Origin of the sequence: Streptomyces sp. NPDC050732, assembly GCF_040654255.1 — a bacterium.
Classification (GTDB): Bacteria; Actinomycetota; Actinomycetes; order Streptomycetales; family Streptomycetaceae; genus Streptomyces.
Genome location: NZ_JBFAHP010000030.1, coordinates 67,649 through 88,454, shown reverse-complemented (window position 1 = coordinate 88,454; position 20,806 = coordinate 67,649). Strand labels below are relative to the sequence as shown.

The window sequence follows — 20,806 nt, the reverse complement described above, 5'->3', positions numbered from 1 at the left end:
GGAACGCAGCCCGGTTGAGTCACAGCTCTGCTATGAGCGAGTGCGAAGTGGTGGGCGCGGTTCCGGTATGGGGCCGGGGTGTGGCTGCATGCAGGCCGTTGCCTGTGGGAAGGGGGGAGCGGATATCGTCAGGCGCATTGTTCAGCTCCGGGGAGGACGATCGTGCGCCTGACTCTGACCGTCGTCGATCCGTTCGGCGGGGGCTCCGCCGACGTGGTTCTCGACGCCGATCCCGAGTCCACCGTGCGGGACATCGCGGTGGAACTGGCCCGGCAGGTCGGCCACAGCGGTGCGCAGATCATTCCGTTCGGGCAGGGGCAGCAGGCCCCCGGCGGCGGCGCTCCGATGATCTACGTCGACGGGTACGCCGTCGATCCCACCGCCACCGTCGTCACCTCGCCGCTGCGCGAGGGCGCCATCGTGAGCCTCGACGATCCCGCCGGGTGTCTGCCGGGTGAGCCGTCCGGGCTCGTCGAGCTGCGCGTCGCGAGCGGGGCCGCCGCCGGCGCCGTGCACCGGCTCGGGATCGGGCGGTACGACATCGGGAGCGGGCCTGCCTCGTATGTCCGGGTGGACGACCCGGAGATGCCCGCGCGCGCTCTCACGTTGTCAGTTGCAACCGACGGGACCTGCCACGTCACCCTGCACGGGGAGGAGAAGGACAAGGAGGGCGTCACTCTCGACGGGGAGCCCTTCGGCGTGGAGAAGGAGGAGCCCGAGCCGGCCGGGGCCACCCCGCCCGAGGGGGAGTCCAGGAAGGACAGGAAGGCGCGGGAGAAGCGCGAGAAGCAGGCGCGCAAGGAGTGGAAGGAGCGCCGGGAGGCGCGGGCGAAGGCGCGGGCGAAAGGGCGGCTCGATACCGTCGCCTGGCCTCTGGGCGCGCAGATCGCCGTGGGCAATACACTCCTCGAACTCGTCCGGTACACGCCTCCGAACGCCGCCCTCAAGTGGTCCGAGGACGGTGCCGGGCTCGACTACAACCGGCCCCCGCGGCTGCGTCCGCCCGAGCGGCAGACCACCTTCCGGCTGCCCAGCCCGCCCCGGGAGTTCGAGGCGCGGCCGCTGCCCTGGTTGATGGCGCTGTTTCCGCTGGTCGGTGCCGTCGTCGCGGCGATGATCTTCAATCGCTGGTACTACCTGATCATGGCGGGGCTGAGCCCCATCATGCTCTTCGGCAACTACTTCATGGACAAGAAGCACGGGCGCAAGTCCCATGCGAAGCAGGTCAAGGAGTACAAGGAGACCAAGGCGCGGATCGAGAAGGACGCCCAGGACGCCCTCGTCGCCGAGCGGCTCGACCGGCGCAACGCCGTTCCCGACCCGGCCGCCGTCCTCGCGCTGAGCACCGGCCCCCGTACCCGGCTGTGGGAGCGGCGGCGCACCGACGCCGATCACCTCCTCATGCGCTTCGGGACCGGGCGGCTGCCCTCCGAGGTCGTCCTCGACGACCCGGAGAAGGACGAGCACCGGCGGCAGGTGACCTGGCACATCGAGGACGCGCCCGTCGCCCTGCCGCTGAAGGGGCTCGGCGTGATCGGCATCGCGGGGCCCGACGACTCCGCGACCGCTCTCGGCCGCTGGGCGGTCGCGCAGACCGCGACGCTGCACAGCCCGATGGACGTGCAGTTCTACGTGCTGACCGAGGCCACGTCGAAGGAGAGCTGGGACTGGGTGCGGTGGCTGCCGCACGCCCGTCCTTCGGGCGGTCAGGACATCAACGTACTCATCGGGACGGACGCCGAGACCGTCGGCGCCCGCATAGGTGAGCTGACCCAGATCCTCGACGCGCGCGTGAAGGCCATGGAGGAGAACAAGGGTCAGGGCGCGAACTTCGCCGATCCGGACATCGTCGTGGTGTGGGACGGGTCGCGGCGGCTGCGGTCGCTGCCGGGTGTCGTGCGGCTGCTGCGCGAGGGCCCCGCCGCGCACATGTACGCGCTCTGCCTCGACACCGAGGAACGGTTCCTGCCCGGCGAGTGCCAGGCCTTCGTGGTCGCCGAGCCGAAGCCGGACCCGGAGCCGGACCCGAGCGCCTACGGCCAGGCCCATCAGCGTCCCGTGAACGCGCCCGCCCCGCCCCCGCACGCCCCCGGCGGTTTCCCCTCCTTCCAGGCCTGGCACACCGCAGCGCCCGACCCGCAGCAGGCCAACGCCCCGCGTGAGCTGCGGCTGCGCGTCGAGATGTCCGGCGCCGAGCGGCTCAAGGACGTACGGCCCGACTTCGTGACGCCCGCCTGGTGTCTGCGTCTGGCGCGGTCCATCTCGCCGCTGCGCGACATCAGCGGCGAGACCGAGGACTCGGCGCTTCCCGGGTCCAGCCGGCTGCTCGACGTGCTGCAGCTGGAGCCGCCGACGTCCGGTGCGATCACCGCCAGGTGGCAGGCGGGCGGGCAGTCGACGATGGCCGTCATCGGTGAGTCGTACGACGGTCCGTTCGGCATCGACATGCGCAAGGACGGGCCGCACGGTCTCATCGCCGGTACGACCGGTTCCGGTAAGTCGGAGCTGCTGCAGACCATCGTGGCCGCACTCGCCGTGGCCAATACGCCCGAGAACATGACCTTCGTCCTCGTCGACTACAAGGGCGGGTCCGCGTTCAAGGACTGTGTGAAGCTGCCGCACACCGTCGGCATGGTCACCGACCTCGACGCACATCTCGTGGAGAGGGCCCTGGAGTCCCTCGGCGCCGAGCTGAAGCGGCGCGAGCACATCCTCGCCGACGCCGACGCCAAGGACATCGAGGACTACCAGGACCTCGTGCGGCGCGACCCGTCGCACGCGCCCGTGCCCCGGCTCCTCATCGTCATCGACGAGTTCGCGTCGATGGTGCGCGACCTGCCGGACTTCGTGACGGGGCTCGTGAACATCGCCCAGCGCGGTCGTTCGCTCGGCATTCACCTGCTCCTCGCCACCCAGCGGCCCTCCGGTGTCGTGTCCCCCGAGATCCGCGCCAACACCAACCTACGCATCGCGCTGCGCGTGACGGACGGCGGCGAGTCCACCGACGTCATCGACTCCCCCGAGGCCGGGCACATCAGCAAGAACACACCCGGCCGCGCCTACGTCCGCCTCGGGCACGCCTCACTCGTGCCCTTCCAGTCGGGGCGCGTCGGTGGCCGCAGGCCCGGCGCCGCCGACCCGACGCTGCTCGCGCCCTGGGTCGACGCCCTGGACTGGTCGGCGCTCGGCCGCGCCTCGCTGGTGAAGCCGAAGGCGCAGGCCCGCGAGGAGGAGGAGATCACCGACCTGAAGGTCCTTGTCGACGAGATCATCGAGGCCAACCGGGTCATGGGCATCCCCGCCCAGCACAGCCCGTGGCTGCCCGCGCTCGGCGAGACCGTGCTGCTCGACGAGATCCCCGCGCCCGCGCCGCGCACGGCACCCGGGGCGCTCACGCCCGCCCCGTACGGCGTCGAGGACCTGCCCGCCGACCAGGCGCGCCGCCCGGTCGTCGTGGACTTCGCGAGCTTCGGCCACCTGATGATCGGCGGCGCCCCGCGCTCCGGCCGCTCGCAGGTGCTCCGTACGATCGCGGGCTCCCTCGCGCGCACGCACTCCTGCGCCGACGTCCACCTGTACGGCATCGACTGCGGCAACGGCGCGCTCAACGCGCTGACGCGGCTGCCGCACTGCGGCGCCGTCGTCGGCCGCAACCAGACCGAGCGCGTGGTCCGCCTCATCAACCGGCTCAAGGGCGAACTCACCCGGCGCCAGGACCTGTTGGCCGACAAGGGGTACGCGGACATCGGCGAGCAGCGGGCCGACGCCGCCGAGGACGAGCGCCTGCCGCACCTCGTCGTACTGCTCGACCGGTGGGAGGGCTGGCTGCCCACGCTCGGCGAGATCGACCACGGCTCGCTCACCGACGAGATCACGACGATCATGCGGGAGGGCGCGAGCGTCGGCATCCACATGGTGATGACGGGCGACCGGCAGATCCTGGTGGGCCGCATCTCCTCCCTCACCGAGGACAAGTACGGTCTGCGCCTCGCGGACCGCTCCGACTTCTCGATGCTCGGCATCCCGGCCCGCAAGGTCCCCGAGGAGATCGCGCCGGGCCGCGCCTTCCGGAACGAGAGCGGTACGGAGACGCAGTTCGCGCTGCTCTCCGAGGACTCCACGGGTCAGGGGCAGGCGGCGGCGATCGCCGCCATCGGCGAGCGGGCCGCGGCCCGCGACGCCGACGTGCCGCGCCACCGCCGCCCGTTCCGCGTCGACACCCTGCCGAGCCGCATCACCTTCGAGGAGGCGTGGGAGCTCCGCGACCCGGACGCCTCGCGCTCGAAGCTGTGGGCGCTGGTGGGCATCGGCGGCGACGAGGTCATGGGGTACGGGCCCGACCTGGCGCAGGGCGTGCCGGCGTTCGTCATCGCGGGCCCGGCCAAGTCGGGGCGCTCGACGGTCCTGATGAACATGGCGCGTTCCTTCCGCGCGCAGGGTGTACGTCTCGTCGTCGCCGCCCCGCGCCAGTCACCGCTGCGTGAACTGGAAGGCTCCGAGGGCGTGTTGAAGGTGTTCACCGGCGACGACATCGACGAGGACGAGTTCGAGGAGCTCATCGACGAGGCGGACGCGTCACCGGACGAGCCGGTCGTCGTACTGATCGACGACGCCGAGATCCTGGAGGACGCGGACGCCGCGAGCCAGTTCAAGCGGATCATCCAGCGCGGCGCCGACCTGGGCCTCGCCCTGGTCCTCGCCGGTGACGAGGAGGACGTGTGCAGCGGCTTCTCGGGCTGGCAGGTCGACGCGAAGAAGGGCCGCCGCGGCATCCTGCTGTCGCCGCAGGACAGTTCGAGCGGCGACCTGATCGGGCTCAGGATCTCGCGCAGCGTGGTCGGCGGCCCGGTGGCGCCCGGCAAGGGCATGCTGCACCTCGGCAACGGCGAACTCGCCACGCTGACCACGCCGTTGTAGCCCGGGGGCACTCGTGGGTGGTTCGGCGAAGAAGGCCCGGCGGCGGGCGTCGGGGCCCGCGCTGCGGTACGAGCACGTGGCGGGGGCGCGGAGGTCGCCCCGGGCGGGGCAGCGGTCCGAGGGGCGTGAGCGGGGCGACTGGCTCTTCGGCTCGCTGCTGTTCCTCACGGTGACCGTCGTCATCGTGCTGTTCGCCCTGGCCGACATGGCCTGGGGCGCGACGCTGTGGGGGGAGGTGGCACCCGCCTGGCCCGGCGGAGGCTACGGCTTCGCGATCACCATCGGTTTGCTCGCCCCGCCCGCCGCGGCCGGGATCATCGCCCCGCTGATGCGAGCGAACTGGCGCAAGGAGAAGGCCCGTTCGCTCGCCCTGGCACTCGCCGCGCTGCCCGGCGTGGCGCTGTCGTGCCTGCTCCTGCTGCTCTGCTTCGGCGCGAGCCGGCCCAAGCGCCGCCGCCGCGGCCCGGAGTGCTACGACCACGGCCAACCCTGCTGGATCCACGAGCAGTACCCCTACCTGTGGGCACCCGGGATCGCCGCCGCCCTGCTGAGCGCCGGTCTCGGCTGCTGGCTCGCGTACCGCTACGCCGCACGCCGCAGGGCCCGGCTCACTTCACCCGGGACAGCCGCGCCTTCGGATCCCCCGCGCCCGGGTCGTCCGACGTGTACATGAGCTTCTTCGGGCGCCCGGGATCGCCGCCACTCTGCTGAGCACCGGACTCGGCTACCGGCTCCCTACCGCTACGCCGCAGGGCCCGGCTCACTTCACCCGGGACAGCCGCGCCTTCGGATCACCCGCGCCCGGGTCGTCCGACGTGTACACGAGCTTCTTGCCGTCGGGGCGCAGCTGGACCGTGTGGGACGTCTGCGAGCACTGGCCGCCGTTGCCCTCCGCGCCCTTGCCCGTCGCCACGAGCCGCTCGGGCGTGACCGACTTGAGGGTCAGGACGTCCGTGCAGGTGTTGCCGATCGGGTCGCGTTGGAGGACCGTGCCGAGGCGTTCGCCCGGCTTCGCCTGGCGCAGGGTGACCGTGAACGTGCCGAGAGGGATCGTGCCGCCGCTCGCGTCGGCCCGGCCGCGCCACTTGCCGAGGTAGGCCTCGGGGACCTTCCCGGAGCCCGCGGAGTCGCTGGGCGTGCCGGGTGGGGCGGTCGCCGCCGGAGGCTGCGGTCCCCCGCCTCCCGACTCGTCCTCGCCCTTCGGCAGCATCTCGAAGACGAACACCGAGCCGACCGTGACGGCGGCCAGCGCTCCGGCCACGGCGAGCGCGACCGTACAACTCACCTTGCGGCCGCGTCCGTTCGGCCCCTCCGGTACGGAGGTCGCGGCCACGGAGACGGAGAACTTGCCGGGCGGGGGCTCGGGGCGGGGTTCCGGCGCGCGGTCGGCGTGTGGGGGATGCGTGGGGGTCGCGGGGCTTACGGGGGCCGCAGGGCCTGCGGGGGCTGCGGACGAGGCGTACGACGGGTCGGGCGGGCCGAAGGTGCCCTCCACGGAAGGGGTGTTGAACGGGACGGGGCCGGAGGAAGCGTCCACCGACGCCGCACCCGCGGCGACACCCGCCCCCGCCCCCGCTCCCGCCTCCGCGCCTGCCCCCGTGTCCAGGTCCAGCAGCCGCACCGCGCTCCTGCTCACACGCTCCACGACAGGGCCGGGCAGCCAGCCAGCCGCCACCAGCGCCGCCGCGCCCGCGGGGGCGAGGCGGCGGGCGAGCTCCTCCGGGGCGGGCCGGGCGGCCGCCTCCTTGGCCAGGCAGGCGGCGGCGAGCTCCCGCAAGTCGCCGGTGAGCGCGCCCAGTTCGGGCTCCTCGTGGACGACCTTGTACAGCAGCGCGGCCGACGAGTCACCCGGGAAGGGTGACTCCCCCGTCGCCCCGTACACCAGGACCGCGCCGAGCGAGAAGACGTCCGCCGCACCCGTGACGCCCTTGCCGAGGATCTGCTCGGGCGACATGTAGCCGGGCGAGCCGATGGAGACGCCGGTGGAGGTGAGCGACGCCGTACCGTCGGTGGCGCGCGCGATGCCGAAGTCGATCAGGCGCGGCCCGTCGAGCGTCAGCAGGACGTTCGACGGCTTCACGTCGCGGTGGACGAGCCCCAGGGCGTGCACGTGCGCCAAGGCCTCGGCGAGGCCGGCCCCCAGGACCCGTACGGAGTGCTCGGGGAGCGGCCCGCCCTCCCGCACCGCCTCCGTCAGCGACGGACCCGCCGCGTACCCCGTCGCGACCCACGGCACCGACGCGTCCGGGTCCGCGTCCAGGACGGGCGCCGTCCAGTCGCCGCCGACCCGGCGGGCCGCGTCGACCTCGCGGCGGAAGCGGGCGCGGAACTCCTCGTCGAGCGCGAAGTGCGGGTGTACGACCTTGACCGCGACGGTGCGGCCGCCCGCGCTGCGCCCCAGATAGACGCGGCCCATACCGCCCGAGCCGAGCCGGCCGAGCAGCCGGTAGGGCCCGATCGTGGCGGGTTCGCCGGCTTCGAGCGGATGCATGACCGTGGCCTCCCCCAGGCGTGCTGTCCGGACACGTCGCACTTCAGCACTTCGGATCAGCGTAGTGCGGAAGCGGGCGCGGGAACGCACCGCCCGCATTCCCCTCTCCGCACCAGAAGTCCGGATTCACCGGCAAGGTACGGGTATGCCCATCCAAGCCCCACCCCTCCCCGCGCCGCCCGTCGGCAACGGCTATCCCGGCAATTGCCGGATGAGGGGTTACCGGTTGAGGGGTTATACGGCGGCGGCGATATTCCGTGGCGGCACGGAAAGGGCACATGGATGTCGGGCAGATGCCGGGCGACGTCCTGATATCGCCGAAGCGAATTCCCGCAGAGAACCCGACCCGCCGCCGGACCACCCCTGAGCCGGCCGCCTCCGGCTCGGCCGCGCAGGCGCGGGCGGCGGTCCTGAGCGGACGGCGGCCCCGGACGGCCGGGGACCCCGACGGATGGCGGGCCCGGACGTGCGGCCGTCCCGGGCAAGCACCGGTCTCGGCCGGCCACCTCCGCCTCAGCCGGGCACGAGCGGGCCGGTCCCGGGCGTACGCCCGGCCCGGACGGCCAGCCGGCCCGGGCAAGCACCGGCCCCGACGGATGGCGGGCCCGGACGTGCGGCCGTCCCGGGCAAGCACCGGTCTCGGCCGGCCACCTCCGGCTCGGCCGGGCACGCGCGGGCGGCGGTCCGGGGCATGCGCCCGGCCCGGACGGCCGGCGGGCCCGGACAAGCAGCGGTCCTGGGCGAGCACCGGTCCCGACGATCGGCGGGCCCGGACGTGCGCCGACCCGGGCACGCGCCAACCCCAGGCAAGCGGTCCCGGACGTGCGGCGCCCCCGGGCCAGCGGCTGCCCCGGGCGAGCAGCCGTCCCGGGTAAACACCGGTCTCGGCCGGCCACCTCCGGCTCGGCCGGGCACACGCGGGCGGCGGTCCTGGGCAGGCGCCCGGCCCGGACGGGCGGCGGGGCCGGACGGGCGGCCGTCCCGGGCAAACGCCAACCCCAGGCAAGCCGGCCCGAACGTCCGGCACCCCTGCGCGAGCGGCCGCCCCGGGCGAGCACCGGTCCCGACGACCGGCGGGCCCGGATGTGCGGCCGTTCCAGACGTGCGCCGACCCGGACGAGCGGCGGGCGCCGGCGAGCGGCGGTCCCGGACGCGCGGCTGTCCCGGGCAAGCGCCGCCCCCGTACGGGCGGCCGTCCCGGGCAAGCGCCGGCCCTGGACATGCGCCGGTCCCGGCCAAGCGCCAGCCCCGGGCATGCGGCCGACCCGGGCATGCGGCCGCCCCGGCGAGCCCCGGCTCCGGGCGGGCGGCACCGACCCCCGTCGCTACGGCTTCAAGAGCTCCACATGCACGTCCGCGGGGAAGCCCGTCGTCGGGCCGACCCGGTGGGCGAACTCGGTGACGCCCTTCAGTTGCTCGGTGCCGAAGCGGAAGTCGAGCGTCGTGAAGTACCGCTCCAGGATCTCCGCGTCGAAGGACTCCCAGCGCGCGGCCTGCTCGGCGACCTTTCCGACCTCCTCAAGGGAGAGGTCGCGGGAGGCGAGGAAGGCCTTGTGGACGGCGCGTACGACGTCCGGTTCGCGCGCCGCGTAGTCGCGTCGGGCGGCCCAGACGGCGAAGACGAAGGGGAGGCCCGTCCACTCCTTCCACAGCTGCCCGAGGTCGTACACGTCCAGGCCGAGCCGCGGCCCGTCGATGAGGTTCGCGCGCAGCGCCGCGTCGCCGATGAGGACGGCGGCGTCCGCCTCCCGCATCATCAGCCCCAGGTCGGGCGGGCACGTGTAGTAGTCGGGCCGCACCCCGTACCGCTCGGCGAGCAGCAGCTGCGCGAGTCGCACAGAGGTGCGAGAGGTGGAGCCGAGCGCCACCCGGGCGCCGTCCAGCCGGTCCAGCGGCACCTGCGAGACGATCACGCACGACATGACAGGACCGTCGCAGCCGACCGCGAGGTCGGGGAAGGCGATCAGGTCGTCGGCGTTCTTCAGGAACTCGACGAGCGTCACGGGCGCGATGTCGAGCTCGCCCCTGACCAGCTGCTCGCTGAGCTTCTCCGGGGTGTCCTTGGTGAGCTCGAAGTCGAGGAGCGTTCCGGTCCGGGCGAGCCCCCAGTACAGGGGCAGGCAGTTCAGGAACTGGATGTGCCCGACGCGGGGCCGGGGAATGCGACGGGAGTCGTGCGTCTGTTCGGCGCCTGCCCCCGCGAAGGCGTTCAGGGGAGAATTGTCCACATCGGCGAGGCTAGCCCTCGTGCGGGAGGGTTCGGGCGCCGGGGCCCGACGCGCCCCTCGCAACCCTTCCGTCAACCCCGTCGGGAGCCCCTTCAAACATCCGGGTGACGTGATCTTGCCCCCTATTGCATTCCCGGGTCTGCGTGCTAAGCTCGCCGCAAGTTGCAGTTTGGTTTCCCTTGCAGTACAGAGCCTGCGGAGCATGTAACCCGCAGGCTCTCGTCGTTTTCAGACTTATGCAGTTGTTTAAACAATCGCTGGTTCTGGAGCAGGGCAACCCTTTGGCCCAAGGAGGGCTTATGGCTACCGGAACCGTGAAGTGGTTCAACGCTGAAAAGGGCTTTGGCTTCATCGCCCAGGAAGGCGGCGGCCCGGACGTCTTCGTCCACTACTCCGCGATCAACGCGAACGGCTTCCGCTCCCTTGAGGAGAACCAGGCCGTTTCCTTCGACGTGACGCAGGGCCCGAAGGGTCCGCAGGCGGAGAACGTCACCCCCCAGTAATCGGACGCCTCACGCGAGTGAGGTGTGTGATTCCTCCGGTGACTTGATCCGGACATGGATGCAGTACCCAAGGAGCCCTGCTCCTCCGCGCGAGCGGGGGAAGCGGGGCTCCTGCCTTTTCCGGCGCCTTCCCGGCCACCTTCCCGGCGCCTTCCCGGTGCCTTTCCTGGCGGCTTCTTCGTCCCGGCCCCCGCACGGGGCGTCTAGGTGTGCTGCATGATCATCACGAAGGTGGTGCCGGGTTCCAGCGCCTCGTAGGAGTGCGCGACGTCCCCGCGGTACGACATGTAGTCGCCCGGAGCCAGCTCCACCGCCTCGCCGCACGGGCCCGCGAGCAGCCGCCCCGTGCTGATGACGAGGTGCTCCACCGACCCCGGGATGTGCGGGTCGGACTCACGGGCGGCGCCCGGCTCCAGGGCGCCGTGGTAGATGTCGCGCCGCACGCCGGTCGGCCCGGCGGAGAGCAGTGTGCCCGCGTAGGACGAGTTCTCGGCGTGCATGGTCGGGCCCTCGCCCGCGCGGATCACCGTCACGGCGGGCGCGGGCGACTCCACGAGCACGCTGAACGGCACGCCCAGCGCGACGGCCAGCGACCAGAGCGTCTCGATGCCGGGGTTGCCCGTGGCCGCCTCCAGCTGGGAGAGCGTGGACTTCGCGATGCCGGCGCGTTTGGCCAGCTCGGAGAGGGAGAGGCCGGCCCTCGTGCGCTCCCGGCGCAGGGCGGCGGCGACCCACTCGCGCGGCATGCGGGGCCCGTCGGTCATCACAGTTGCTCCTGGTCCTCTCCTGGTCCTCTCCTGGCGCTCCCCCGGTACTCTACGGGCGCTCTTCCGGCGCCCTCGCGGCGCTCTCGCGGCACTCCTCCGGCGCCTTCCTGGCCCGACCGCCCCGACCGCCCCGACCCACCCCGGCCGTTCGGTGCAGCGGACCATTCGTTCGCCTTGACGAACGCGGCTCACTCCCACCATCCTACGACGTATGCGTTCGCCACACCGAACAGATGACCCGTCGGACCGAACGGGCGACATATCGATATCCGCGGAATCCGCGGAACCACCCCAGGGCCTCGTCCGGGTGTCCGACCTCCCGCCCGGCGTCCTGCGCGACATCGCGCTCGTCTGGCTCGCCGACGCCGTCGTCGGCGTCTCCTTCGGCGCCATCGCCGTCGGCGGCGGGCTTCCCGTGTGGGTGCCGGTGCTCATGTCGCTGCTCGTGTACGCGGGCTCCGCCCAGTTCAGCGCGGTCGGCATCCTCACGGCGGGCGGCGGCCCGGTGGCCGCGGCGGCGACCGGGCTGCTGCTCAACTCCCGTACGGCGGCGTTCAGTCTGGCGCTCGCCGACGACCTCGGCCGGTCCTGGGCGGCGCGGCTGATCGGCGCGCACCTCGTCACGGACGAGACCGCGGCGTTCGTGCTGGCCCAGCGGGGGCGCGAGCAGCGCAGGGCCGCCTTCTGGATATCCGGTGTCGGCCTGTTCGTCGCCTGGAACCTCAGCGTGCTGGCGGGCGCCCTCGCCGGGTCCGCGCTCGGCGACACGGACCGGTTCGGCCTCGACGCCGCGTTTCCCGCGGTGCTGCTCGCGCTGGTGCTGCCCGCGCTGCGGAGTGACCGCCGGGCGCGGCGGGCCGCGGCGGCGGGTGCCGTCATCGCGGTCGTCGCGGCGCCGCTACTGCCCGCGGGGGTTCCGGTGCTGCTCGCCCTGCTCGGCCTGCTCGCGGCGCGCCGCCCCCGCCCCGCCTCTTCGAGGAGCACCTCATGAACGCCACACTCGCCTGTGTCCTCGCCCTCGCCGCGGGCACGTACGTCTTCCGCCTGGCCGGTCCCGTCCTGCACGGCCGTGTGGAACTCCCGGCTCGCGCGCAGGAGTTGCTGGCGGTCGCCGCCACGGTCCTCCTGGTCGCCCTGCTCGCCACCGGCGCCCTCACCGAGGGCCATGACTTCGCGGGGTGGGCGAGACCCGCGGGCGTCCTGCTGGGCGGCGTCCTGGCCTGGCGCAGGGCACCGTTCGCCGTGGTCGTGGTAGCCGCGGCGGCGACGACGGCACTGCTGCGCCTGGCGGGGGTCCAGTAACCCGCCCGCCCCGGGTGGGCGTGGCCCGTACGGCGGCGACAGCGGTGGGGGTTCACCAGGGCCGGGCCTCCGGACCCGCACACCCGCGCACAGCACGCGGCGTCGGCACGGCGGGCCACCCCCTCGGGCAGGAACGCCGCGACTACGGCGCCCCCGGCCCCGGCCCCGGGCCGGCGCCCGGCTACGGCGCCCCCGGCTCCGGGACAGCACCCCGCTCCGCGACGCCGCCCCCCTGCTCGTACAACCCCTCCACCACCCCCGCGTACCGCTCCGTCACCGCCTTTCTGCGGACCTTCAGGCTTGGGGTGAGGAGGCCGGTCTCCACGGTGAAGTCCTCGTCGAGGAGGGCGAACGCCCGGATGCGGGCGGGGCGGGAAGCCGTGGCGTTGGTGGCGTCCACCGCTTTCTGGATCAGCTCGCGGACGCGTGGGTCGCGGGACGGGGGGACCGTCAGACGCACGCCCTCGCGGTCGGCCCACGCCGTGATCTCCTCCTCGTCCAGCGTGATGAGCGCGACCGGGTAGGGGCGGTGGTCGCCGACCATGACGGCCCGGGAGACGAAGCGGGTGGTCTGGAGGGCCAGTTCGGTCAGTGACGGGGTGAGGTTCTTGCCGCCCGAGGTGATGATGAGGTCCTTCTTGCGGCCCGTGATCGTGAGGAACCCGTCCTCGTCGAGGGCGCCCAGGTCCCCGGTGTGCAGCCACCCCTCCTCGTCGATGACTTCCCGCGTGGCCTGCGGGTTGTTGTGGTAGCCGAGGAAGACCATGGCGCCCCGCGCGAGCACCTCCCCGTCGTCCGCGATGCGCAGCTCGACGCCGTCCACGGCGCGGCCGACCGTGCCGTACCGCACCGCGCCCGGGTGGTTGAGGGTGAGGACGCCCGCCGACTCCGTCATCCCGTACCCCTCGTAGACCGCGATGCCGCAGGCCCGCAGGAAGTCGACGGTGTCGGGCGCGATGGGCGCGCCGCCGGTCAGCGCCCACCGGACGCGGCCGCCGAGCGCCTGCCGGACCAGGCTGTAGAGGGACTTGTCGGCCGCTTCGTACGCCTCCCGTAGCTCGGCGGGCAGTTCGCCGTCGGCGGCGAGGACCCCGATGCGGACGGCCTCCTCGAACCGTTCGCGCCCGCCCTCCTGCGCCTCGGCGAGCGACAGCACCACGGACCGCACCTTCTCGAACAGCCGGGGCACGGACGGCAGATGGGTGGGGCGTGCCTCGGCCAGCTCGGAGACCACGTCCTCGATGCGTCCGCCGAAGAAGGTGAGCGTGCCGCCCCCGATGAGGGTCGTGAACTCGATGAGCTGGGCGAGGAGATGGGCGAGCGGAAGGTAGAGGTACGTCGTGTCGCCGGGGCCGCCGTCGACGAGCGGCACGGCGGCGGTCTGCACGGCGAGCAGGTTGCCGTGCGTGAGCAGACAGCCCTTGGGCGGTCCTGTCGTGCCGGAGGTGTAGATGATGGTGGCCAGGTCGTCGCCCCGGCGGCCCTCCGCGCGCAGCAAGAGGGCGTCCAGCGGGGCCAGTTCGGCGGGGTCGTCCGTCATGAGGGGCACGTGCCGCACACCCGGCAGCCTCCCCCGCTCCCGCAGCCGCTCGATCTTCGCCGCCTGCGCCTCGTCCTCGCAGATCACCACCGTCGCGCCCGAGTCCCCCACGACCCAGGCGACCTCGTCGTCCCCCGCCGTCGGATAGACCGGGACCACGACGGCGCCCGCCGCGAGCACGCCGAAGTGGGTGCAGGTCCACTCGGGGCGGGTCTCGGCGAGGACCGCCACGCGGTCGTCCGGGCGGACGCCGAGCGCGAGCAGGCCCCGGCCCACCCGCCGGGCGGCGTCCCGCAGTTCCCCGTACGACATCTCGGTCCACGCCCCGTCGCGCCGGAAGCGCAGGGCGGGCAGTTCCCCCGGCGACACCCCCGGCGACACCCGCGGCGACTCCCCCGCCGGCTCCCCGTGCCGCTCCGCCGCCCACTCCGCCAGGAGCGCCAGGGTGGCGGGCAGTTCGGACGACTTCAGTGGGCCCTGGCCCTGGTCCTGGCCTCTGTCCTCGTCCTGGCCCTTGTCCTTCCGCGTCTGCTGCATGCGTACGACGCTAGGGACCGCGCCCGGCTCCCGGGATGACGCGAAACGTCAGCAGCACTGGCCGGTGCGCTCAGCCGTCACTAACGTCGTGACATGGCCAGGCGGACGATCACCGTGCACCATGTACGGGCCGTGCTGCGCGGCGCCGAGCGGCGCGGCGTGGACACCGTGCCGCTGCTGCGGGGGGCGCAGATCCCGCCGCTCCTCCTCGGTGACGACCGGGCCCGGGTCACCGCGCCCCAGTTCGTCCGGCTCTTCCGGGAGCTGTACCGCGTTACGCAGGACGAGTTCCTCGGCCTCGGCTCCGCCGTCAGCAGGCCCGGCACGTTCGCGATGATGTGCCGGGCGTCGCTGGGCTGCGGCGACCTCGGCTCCGCCGTGCGGCGCGGCGTCGCCTTCTACGGCCTGTTCCCCGGCGGCCCCGACCTCGTCCTCGAACGCCGCGCCGACGAGGCGGTGTTCGGCGTCCGCGACGACCTCGAACAGGACTACTTCCTCGCCGAGTGCCTCGTCATCATCTGGCACCGCCTGTGCAGCTGGCTGATCGGCCGCCGCATCCCGCTGCGCTGGGCCGAGTTCGGGCACCCGCCGCCCCCGCACAAGGACGAGTACGGGCTGCTCTTCGGCTGTGCCGTGCGGTTCGGCGCCGCGCGCACCGGTGCCGGCTTCGACCCGCACTGGCTGGACGCGCCGCTGATCAGGGACGAGGCGGCGCTGGACGAGATGCTGCGCCGGGCGCCCTTCGAGCTGCTCTCCCGGCGCGAGTACGGCACGACGGTCGCCGAGCAGGTGCGCCGCGTCCTCGCCCGCGCCCTGCGCACGTCGCCGCGGCTGCCGTCGCTCGGCGAGATCGCGGCGCGGCTCGCGGTGAGCCCGGCGACGCTGCGCCGCCGCCTGGCCGAGGAGTCCACGTCGTACCAGCAGCTGAAGGACGCGGTGCGGCGGGACGCGGCGATCGCCGGTCTGGTGGAGGGGCGGGAGCCGATCGCGGAGCTCGCGGCGCGGCTCGGCTTCTCCGAGGACACGGCCTTCCACCGGGCGTTCCGCCGGTGGACGGGGACGACTCCCGGGGCGTACCGGACGGAGACGGTACGGACCTGCGCCCCGGGCCCCGGTTCCGGCCTCGGCTCCGGCCCTAGCCTCAGCCCCGGCCCCGGCCCCCGCCTCGGCCTCGGCCCCAGCCCCAGCCCCAGCCCCGAGGGGCGACCGTAGCGTCGAAGCGGCCGACCGGATGCCTGTGAGCCGAAGTCAACGAAGGTGAGCGTCCGGGTCATCCATGGATTACTCGCCGGTCATTACGGTCGTTGCCAGAACACCCCTCCGCCCCTGAGGACAGTTGGGAGAGCCGCATGCACACACGTACCAGCGTCAGAGCGTGGGCCGTCGTGGCCGCGCTCGGTCTGTCGGCCGTCACCCCGCTCACCGCCGCGCACGCAGAGGAGTCCGGACACCCGGGATCGACGGGCCCCCTCGGCTCCGCCGGCCCTCTCAGCTCCGCCGCCCCTCTCAGCTCCTCCGGCCCGCTGGGCCCCGCCGGACCCCTCGGCCCCTCCGGCCCCCTCGGACTGCTCGGCGCGTCCGGCGCGCCCGGCTCCCCCGGTGACATCGTGCGCTCCGAGCCGAGCAGCTTCCACCCGCTGCCGGGCCAGCCCACCAAGACCAGGGCCTGGAAGATCCACTACCGCTCGACCACGGCCAAGGGCGGGCCGAACATCGTCTCCGGCACGGTCATCGTGCCCCAGGACGGCCGCGAGGGGCCCCGCCCCCTGATCACGTACGCCGTCGGGACCGTCGGTGTCGGCGACCACTGCGCGCCCAGCGCGGGCTTCCCCAAGGGCACGACCCTGGAGGCCAACCTCATCCAGCAGCTCACTCTGCGCGGCTGGGCGGTGGTCGTCACCGACTACGAGGGCCTCGGCACCCCGGGCGACCACACGTACACGGTGGGCCGGGCCGAGGGCCACGCCGTGCTGGACGCCGCCCGCGCCGCGATCCGGCTCCCCGGCGCGGGCCTCGGCAAGGACACGCCCGTCGGCATCATGGGCTACTCGCAGGGTGGCCAGGCCTCGTCGTGGGCGGCCGAACTGCGCGGCTCGTACGCCCCCGACCTCGACGTCAAGGGCACGGTGACCGGCGGCATTCCCGGCGACCTGCTGAAGGTGGCGAAATTCAACGACGGCTTGTACGGCTCGGGCCTGATCTTCCTGGCGGCGATCGGCCAGAACGCGGCGTTCCCCGAGCTGAACCTCGCCTCCTACCTCAACCCGAAGGGCGAAAAGCTCTTCGCGGCCCTGCGGAACGCCTGCGTCGCGGACGCCGCGGTGCTCGGCTCGTTCAAGCCGATCTCGTCGGTGACCACGAAGAACCCCCTCGACCAGCCCGACTGGCGGCAGCGCCTGAACGAGTCGCGGGTCGGCACGGTGAGGCCGGACGCGCCCGTGTACCAGTACCACGCGGTCGGCGACGAGCTCATCCCGTACAGCGTCGGCAAGGAGGTCCGCGAGGAGTGGTGCGCGCGCGGCGCGAACGTGGAGTGGCACAAGGTGCCGGTCGGCGAGCACGTCACCGGTGTGATCACGCAGTCGCCGCTCGCGGCCGCGTGGCTGGCGGACCGGTTCGCGGGGAAGCAGGCGCGGGACAACTGCTGAGCGGAGTACGGCACTTGAGGCGGCCCGCGGGCCCCGCGGGCCGTCAGTGAAAACCAGTGGGCAGCGCGGCGGAGTCCCCCTAGGATCTTGAGGTTTGCACGACTTCGAGAACCGGGGGGATTTCTCGTCATGCTCTTGGCACCCACGGCCCTGTCCCTGGCCATGCTGGCCCTTTTCGTCCTGGCGATGAAGGCGTCCGACACGATGCCGCACCGCCCCACGACGGAGCCGGGCGCCGATCCGGAGGGCCCCGGAAAGGAAGCCGCCCGATGACCGCACCGGCCACGCCACTCGTGGCATCCGCTCCCGTGACGTCCGCTCCCGTGGCACCGCTCACGCCGCCGCCGGACGACCCCTCGCGGGCGGACCCCGCGCCGGGCCCCGACTTCGTCACCCCCGTGGACAACGTCTTCGTACGCACCCATCTGGGCCTCCCCGAGATCGACCCCGCGACCTGGACGCTGACGGTCGAGGGCCTGGTGGCCCGCCCCCTGCGCCTCGGTCTGCCGGCGGTCCTCGCCCTCCCGCGCGAGCAGCTCACCGCCGTCCACGAGTGCTTCGGCAGCCCCTTCCGCCCCGACACGCCCACGCGCGCGGTGACGAACATCGAGTGGACGGGCCTGCCGCTCGCCGCGCTCCTGGACCGCGCGCGCCCGCTGCCCGCCGCGCGGCACGTGCGCTTCGAGGGCGCCGACACGGGCTCCTTCCAGGGTGAGGACGGACTCTCGTACGTGAAGGACCTCCCCCTGGAGACCGCCCGCCGTGACGTGTTCCTCGCCCACGGCATGAACGGCGAGCCCCTGCGGGCCCGCCACGGTTGGCCACTCCGGGCCGTGGTCCCCCGCATGTTCGGCACGAACTCCGTGAAGTGGCTGACCCGCATCGTCCTCACGGAGGAACGCCCTCAGCACATGTTCACGACGACGTTCTACACGCGGGTCCTGCCGGGTTCCGGCACCGCGCAGCCGGTGCGCGCGCTGGACGTCAACAGCAAGATCGTCGCGCCCTCGAACGGTTCGCAGGTCCTTCCGGGTGAGGTGGTGTTCCGGGGCCGCACCTGGAGCACGACGGAGGTCGTCCGCCTCGACCTGTCCGTCGACGGCGGCCCGTGGGAGCCCGCCACCCTCGACGTCCTCGGCGCCGAGCCGACCTGGCAGGGCTTCTCCCTCCGCCGCACGCTCCGGCCCGGCCCGCACACGGTCCGCTCCCGCGCGACGGACGCGACGGGCCGCGTCCAGCCGCCGCCGGGCGCCCGGAACTCCGTCCACGAGGTCCGCTTCACGGTGGGTTAGCGCCGGTCTGCCCCTCGTGGCGCAGCTCCGCCCAGACGGTCTTGCCGACGGCCCGCTCGGTCACGCCCCAGGCACTGGCCAGCGCCTCGACGAGCAGCAGCCCGCGCCCCGACTCGGCGTCGGGGGCGCCCCGTTGCTCCTCGGGCCGCCGGTCGCCCCGGCTGTCGGCGACTTCGATACGGAGCGTGTCGGGCCTCGTCCTGACGAGTCGCAGCTCGAAGTCGCGGCCGGCCGCGTGGCCGTGCGTGACGGCGTTCGCCGCGAGCTCGGCGACGATGTGCGCGACGGCGTCGGACAGCTCGCTCCCGTGCGGGATGCCCCAGAGGTCCAGCTGGTGGGTGGCGAGGCGCCGGGCCAGGCGGGCGCCTCGCCGGGTGGAGCTGAGCAGCTGGCGGAAGGCGGGGCCTTCGAACTCGACTCGTTGGGTGGGCATTTGCGTCTTCATGTCACTTAGCGTGGTGGGTCGGTTCTACGCTGACCAGGTACGACGCCATGACGCCGGGTAGATGTACGAGTACGGGGGCCCGGCTGTACGAGGCGTCAACCGTGACCACGCGAGGACGGTACGGGCATGGCGGACACAGACCATGAGGAACGACCGGAGCGGCCGTCCCAGGCCGACGGCACGGCCCATCTCTTCAGGGCCCTCGGCAAACAGATCAAGGTCCTGCGCGAACACGCGGGCATGAGCCAGCGGGAGCTGGCCAAGGCGGCGCACTGCGGGGAGGCGCTGATCTCCTCGATGGAGCGCGGCGTACGGACTCCGCAGCCGGACTTCCTGATCCGCGTCGATGTGTTGGTTGACGCGCGGGGTGTGCTGGCGGCTGCGGCTGATGACGTACGGGAGGCGCAGGCCAAGTCGCGGACGCGGCACCCGGATTGGTTCCGGGACTATGCATGCGCTGAAGCGGAAGCGGTCGCACTGCACAACTACGGTGCCCAGGCAGTGCATGGACTACTGCAGACCGAAGCTTACGCTCGGGCTACCTTCACGCAACGGCGTCCGTTGTTGGACGAGGACACGATCGAGAAGCGACTCGCGGATCGTCTGGCGCGCCAGCAGGTCTTCGACCGTTGGCCTGCGGCAACCTTCAGCTACGTGCTGGAAGAGACCGTGTTGCAACGCCCCACTGGCGGACGGGCGGTCCAACAAGAGCAGTTGCGCCGTCTACTCAGCGCGGGCCGCATGCGGAACGTAGAAATCCAAGTGATGCCGACCGACCGGCCGGAACACCCGGCACTGGACGGCACGTTCACTCTGATGACCCCAAAGGGGCGAAATCAGGTGGCGTACACGGAGAGCTATAGCCACCCCCGGCTGATCACCGATCCAGAAGAAGTCCGCATCTTCAGCGAACGCTATGGGATCATCCGGGCTCAGGCTCTTACGCCCCACGAGTCGCTGGCACTGATCGAGAAGATGCTGGGAGAACCATGAACAACACGGAACTCGGCTGGTTCAAGAGCAGCTACAGCACAGGCGAGGGTGGCGAATGCCTCGAAGTCGCTTACAACTGGCGGAAGTCCAGCCACAGCGGCGGCGAGGGCGGCGAATGCGTAGAGCTGTCGTCCTGCCCCCGTGCCATCCACATCCGTGACTCCAAGAATCCCACCGGCCCCACCCTCTCCATAACCCCCACCACCTGGTCCGAGTTCCTCCCCTACGCCAAGGCCTGACGTGGAGGGGACCACCCACACCCTGCTCCGCACGCTCCTCCAGGAGCAGCACCCCGACCTCGCGGAGCTGGAGATCCACTCCCCGGTGAGGGGGTGGGACAACGAACTCTGGCGGCTCGGCCAGAACCTGGCCGCCCGCCTCCCCCGCACGGAACGCGCCCCGGACCTGCTCCGCAAGGAACACCGCTGGCTACCGGTGCTCGCGCCCACGCTCCCCCTCCCCGTACCGACCCCCGTACACCTGGTGGAGCCGACGCCCCGCTTCCCGCAGCCGTGGACCATCACTGCCTGGGTGCCGGGGGCTCCGGCCGACGTCACTCCGATCAGCCAGGCCGACCACGGGGCCGAGACGCTGGCGGAGTTCCTGCGGGCGCTGCACAAGGAGGCACCGGCGGACGCACCCCACACGCAGGACCGAGGCGCGCCTCTCCCCACCCTCACCCACGTCTTCGAAGAGCAACTCCGCGACTTGGCACAGGACATAGGCACCCAGACAGCCGCTCTCCGCGTCGTCTGGCAGGACGCCGTCACGGCACCTCCCTGGCAAGGCACCCCCGTCTGGTTGCACGGCGACCTGCACCCCGCGAACGCCGTCGTCACCGACGGCACCCTCTCCGGCGTCATCGACTTCGGCGAACTCTGCGCGGGCGACCCGGCGCTGGACCTCGCGGCGGCGTGGCTGCTCCTGCCCAACGGGGCGGCGTCACGCTTCTTCGAGGCGTACGGACGGGCCGACGACGCGACGATCCGGCGCGCCCGGGGGCGGGCGCTCCTGCAGGCCCTGGTCCTCATCATCATCGGCCGGAACGGCGAACGCGGCCTGCCGGGCGGCAAGGTGACATGGGGCCGCGCGGGCCGGGCGACGCTTCAGAGACTGGTCGCCCGGTAACCCGGTAACCCGGCA

The 20,806-nt window shown here is 72.8% G+C and carries 17 protein-coding genes; 12 read left to right on the top strand and 5 right to left on the bottom strand.

Annotation, left to right across the window (positions count from 1 at the left end):
* Window positions 1-162 precede the first annotated feature (162 nt).
* Complete coding sequence (locus AB0H82_RS25780; RefSeq protein WP_362996590.1) at window positions 163-4,917, top strand: FtsK/SpoIIIE domain-containing protein; 4,755 nt, start codon at window positions 163-165, stop codon at window positions 4,915-4,917.
* A 13-nt stretch (window positions 4,918-4,930) separates the two neighbouring features.
* Window positions 4,931-5,590 carry a hypothetical protein gene (locus tag AB0H82_RS25775; protein WP_362996588.1) on the top strand — a complete coding sequence of 220 codons (660 nt, stop codon included), beginning with the start codon at window positions 4,931-4,933 and terminating at the stop codon, window positions 5,588-5,590.
* A gap of 87 nt (window positions 5,591-5,677) precedes the next feature.
* On the opposite strand, the gene AB0H82_RS25770 is transcribed toward AB0H82_RS25775, so the two are convergent.
* Together AB0H82_RS25770 and AB0H82_RS25765 are read right to left on the bottom strand one after the other, a co-directional pair.
* On the bottom strand, window positions 5,678-7,408 hold the full coding sequence (locus tag AB0H82_RS25770) for a serine/threonine-protein kinase (RefSeq protein WP_362996586.1): 1,731 nt from the start codon (window positions 7,406-7,408) through the stop codon (window positions 5,678-5,680).
* Window positions 7,409-8,733: 1,325 nt separating this feature from the next.
* A complete protein-coding gene (locus AB0H82_RS25765) occupies window positions 8,734-9,570 on the bottom strand; it encodes a menaquinone biosynthesis protein (protein ID WP_362996652.1) in 837 nt (278 codons plus the stop codon).
* 365 nt (window positions 9,571-9,935) lie between these two features.
* On the opposite strand from AB0H82_RS25765, the gene AB0H82_RS25760 reads away from it, so the two are divergent.
* A complete protein-coding gene (locus AB0H82_RS25760; RefSeq protein WP_018528239.1) occupies window positions 9,936-10,139 on the top strand; it encodes a cold-shock protein in 204 nt (67 codons plus the stop codon).
* Window positions 10,140-10,342: 203 nt separating this feature from the next.
* Here AB0H82_RS25760 and AB0H82_RS25755 read toward each other — a convergent pair whose 3' ends face one another.
* Window positions 10,343-10,903 carry an XRE family transcriptional regulator gene (locus AB0H82_RS25755; protein ID WP_362996584.1) on the bottom strand — a complete coding sequence of 187 codons (561 nt, stop codon included), beginning with the start codon at window positions 10,901-10,903 and terminating at the stop codon, window positions 10,343-10,345.
* A gap of 214 nt (window positions 10,904-11,117) precedes the next feature.
* On the opposite strand from AB0H82_RS25755, the gene AB0H82_RS25750 reads away from it, so the two are divergent.
* Together AB0H82_RS25750 and AB0H82_RS25745 are read left to right on the top strand one after the other, a co-directional pair.
* A complete protein-coding gene (locus tag AB0H82_RS25750) occupies window positions 11,118-11,897 on the top strand; it encodes an AzlC family ABC transporter permease (RefSeq protein ID WP_362996582.1) in 780 nt (259 codons plus the stop codon).
* Window positions 11,894-12,208 carry an AzlD domain-containing protein gene (locus tag AB0H82_RS25745; RefSeq protein WP_362996580.1) on the top strand — a complete coding sequence of 105 codons (315 nt, stop codon included), beginning with the start codon at window positions 11,894-11,896 and terminating at the stop codon, window positions 12,206-12,208. The genes AB0H82_RS25750 and AB0H82_RS25745 overlap by 4 nt, the downstream gene beginning before the upstream one ends.
* Window positions 12,209-12,389: 181 nt before the next feature.
* Here AB0H82_RS25745 and AB0H82_RS25740 read toward each other — a convergent pair whose 3' ends face one another.
* Window positions 12,390-14,285 (bottom strand): AMP-dependent synthetase/ligase, encoded by a 1,896-nt coding sequence (locus tag AB0H82_RS25740; RefSeq protein ID WP_362996578.1) that lies wholly within the window; start codon window positions 14,283-14,285, stop codon window positions 12,390-12,392.
* 93 nt (window positions 14,286-14,378) lie between these two features.
* On the opposite strand from AB0H82_RS25740, the gene AB0H82_RS25735 reads away from it, so the two are divergent.
* The 4 genes from AB0H82_RS25735 to AB0H82_RS25720 all read left to right on the top strand — a co-directional run bounded on the left by AB0H82_RS25735 (window position 14,379) and on the right by AB0H82_RS25720 (window position 18,225).
* Window positions 14,379-15,497 carry an AraC family transcriptional regulator gene (locus tag AB0H82_RS25735; RefSeq protein ID WP_362996576.1) on the top strand — a complete coding sequence of 373 codons (1,119 nt, stop codon included), beginning with the start codon at window positions 14,379-14,381 and terminating at the stop codon, window positions 15,495-15,497.
* Between the two features lie 137 nt (window positions 15,498-15,634).
* A complete protein-coding gene (locus tag AB0H82_RS25730) occupies window positions 15,635-16,933 on the top strand; it encodes a lipase family protein (RefSeq protein WP_362996574.1) in 1,299 nt (432 codons plus the stop codon).
* A gap of 129 nt (window positions 16,934-17,062) precedes the next feature.
* Complete coding sequence (locus AB0H82_RS25725; protein WP_362996572.1) at window positions 17,063-17,206, top strand: hypothetical protein; 144 nt, start codon at window positions 17,063-17,065, stop codon at window positions 17,204-17,206.
* On the top strand, window positions 17,203-18,225 hold the full coding sequence (locus tag AB0H82_RS25720) for a molybdopterin-dependent oxidoreductase (protein ID WP_362996570.1): 1,023 nt from the start codon (window positions 17,203-17,205) through the stop codon (window positions 18,223-18,225). The genes AB0H82_RS25725 and AB0H82_RS25720 overlap by 4 nt, the downstream gene beginning before the upstream one ends.
* Here the strand turns inward: AB0H82_RS25720 and AB0H82_RS25715 are convergent.
* Window positions 18,212-18,658: an ATP-binding protein gene (locus AB0H82_RS25715; protein ID WP_362996568.1), complete on the bottom strand. Its 447-nt coding sequence runs from the start codon at window positions 18,656-18,658 to the stop codon at window positions 18,212-18,214. The genes AB0H82_RS25720 and AB0H82_RS25715 overlap by 14 nt on opposite strands.
* A 138-nt stretch (window positions 18,659-18,796) precedes the next feature.
* Between AB0H82_RS25715 and AB0H82_RS25710 the strand changes: the two genes are divergently transcribed.
* Genes AB0H82_RS25710 through AB0H82_RS25700 form a run of 3 tightly spaced genes read left to right on the top strand, consistent with a single transcriptional unit; the run spans window position 18,797 to window position 20,791 of the window.
* Window positions 18,797-19,663: a helix-turn-helix transcriptional regulator gene (locus AB0H82_RS25710; RefSeq protein ID WP_362996566.1), complete on the top strand. Its 867-nt coding sequence runs from the start codon at window positions 18,797-18,799 to the stop codon at window positions 19,661-19,663.
* Entirely contained in the window at window positions 19,660-19,902 is a 243-nt protein-coding gene (locus tag AB0H82_RS25705) for a DUF397 domain-containing protein (protein WP_362996564.1), read from the top strand. The genes AB0H82_RS25710 and AB0H82_RS25705 overlap by 4 nt, the downstream gene beginning before the upstream one ends.
* Before the next feature lies 1 nt (window position 19,903).
* Window positions 19,904-20,791 (top strand): phosphotransferase, encoded by an 888-nt coding sequence (locus AB0H82_RS25700; protein ID WP_362996562.1) that lies wholly within the window; start codon window positions 19,904-19,906, stop codon window positions 20,789-20,791.
* Window positions 20,792-20,806 lie beyond the last annotated feature (15 nt).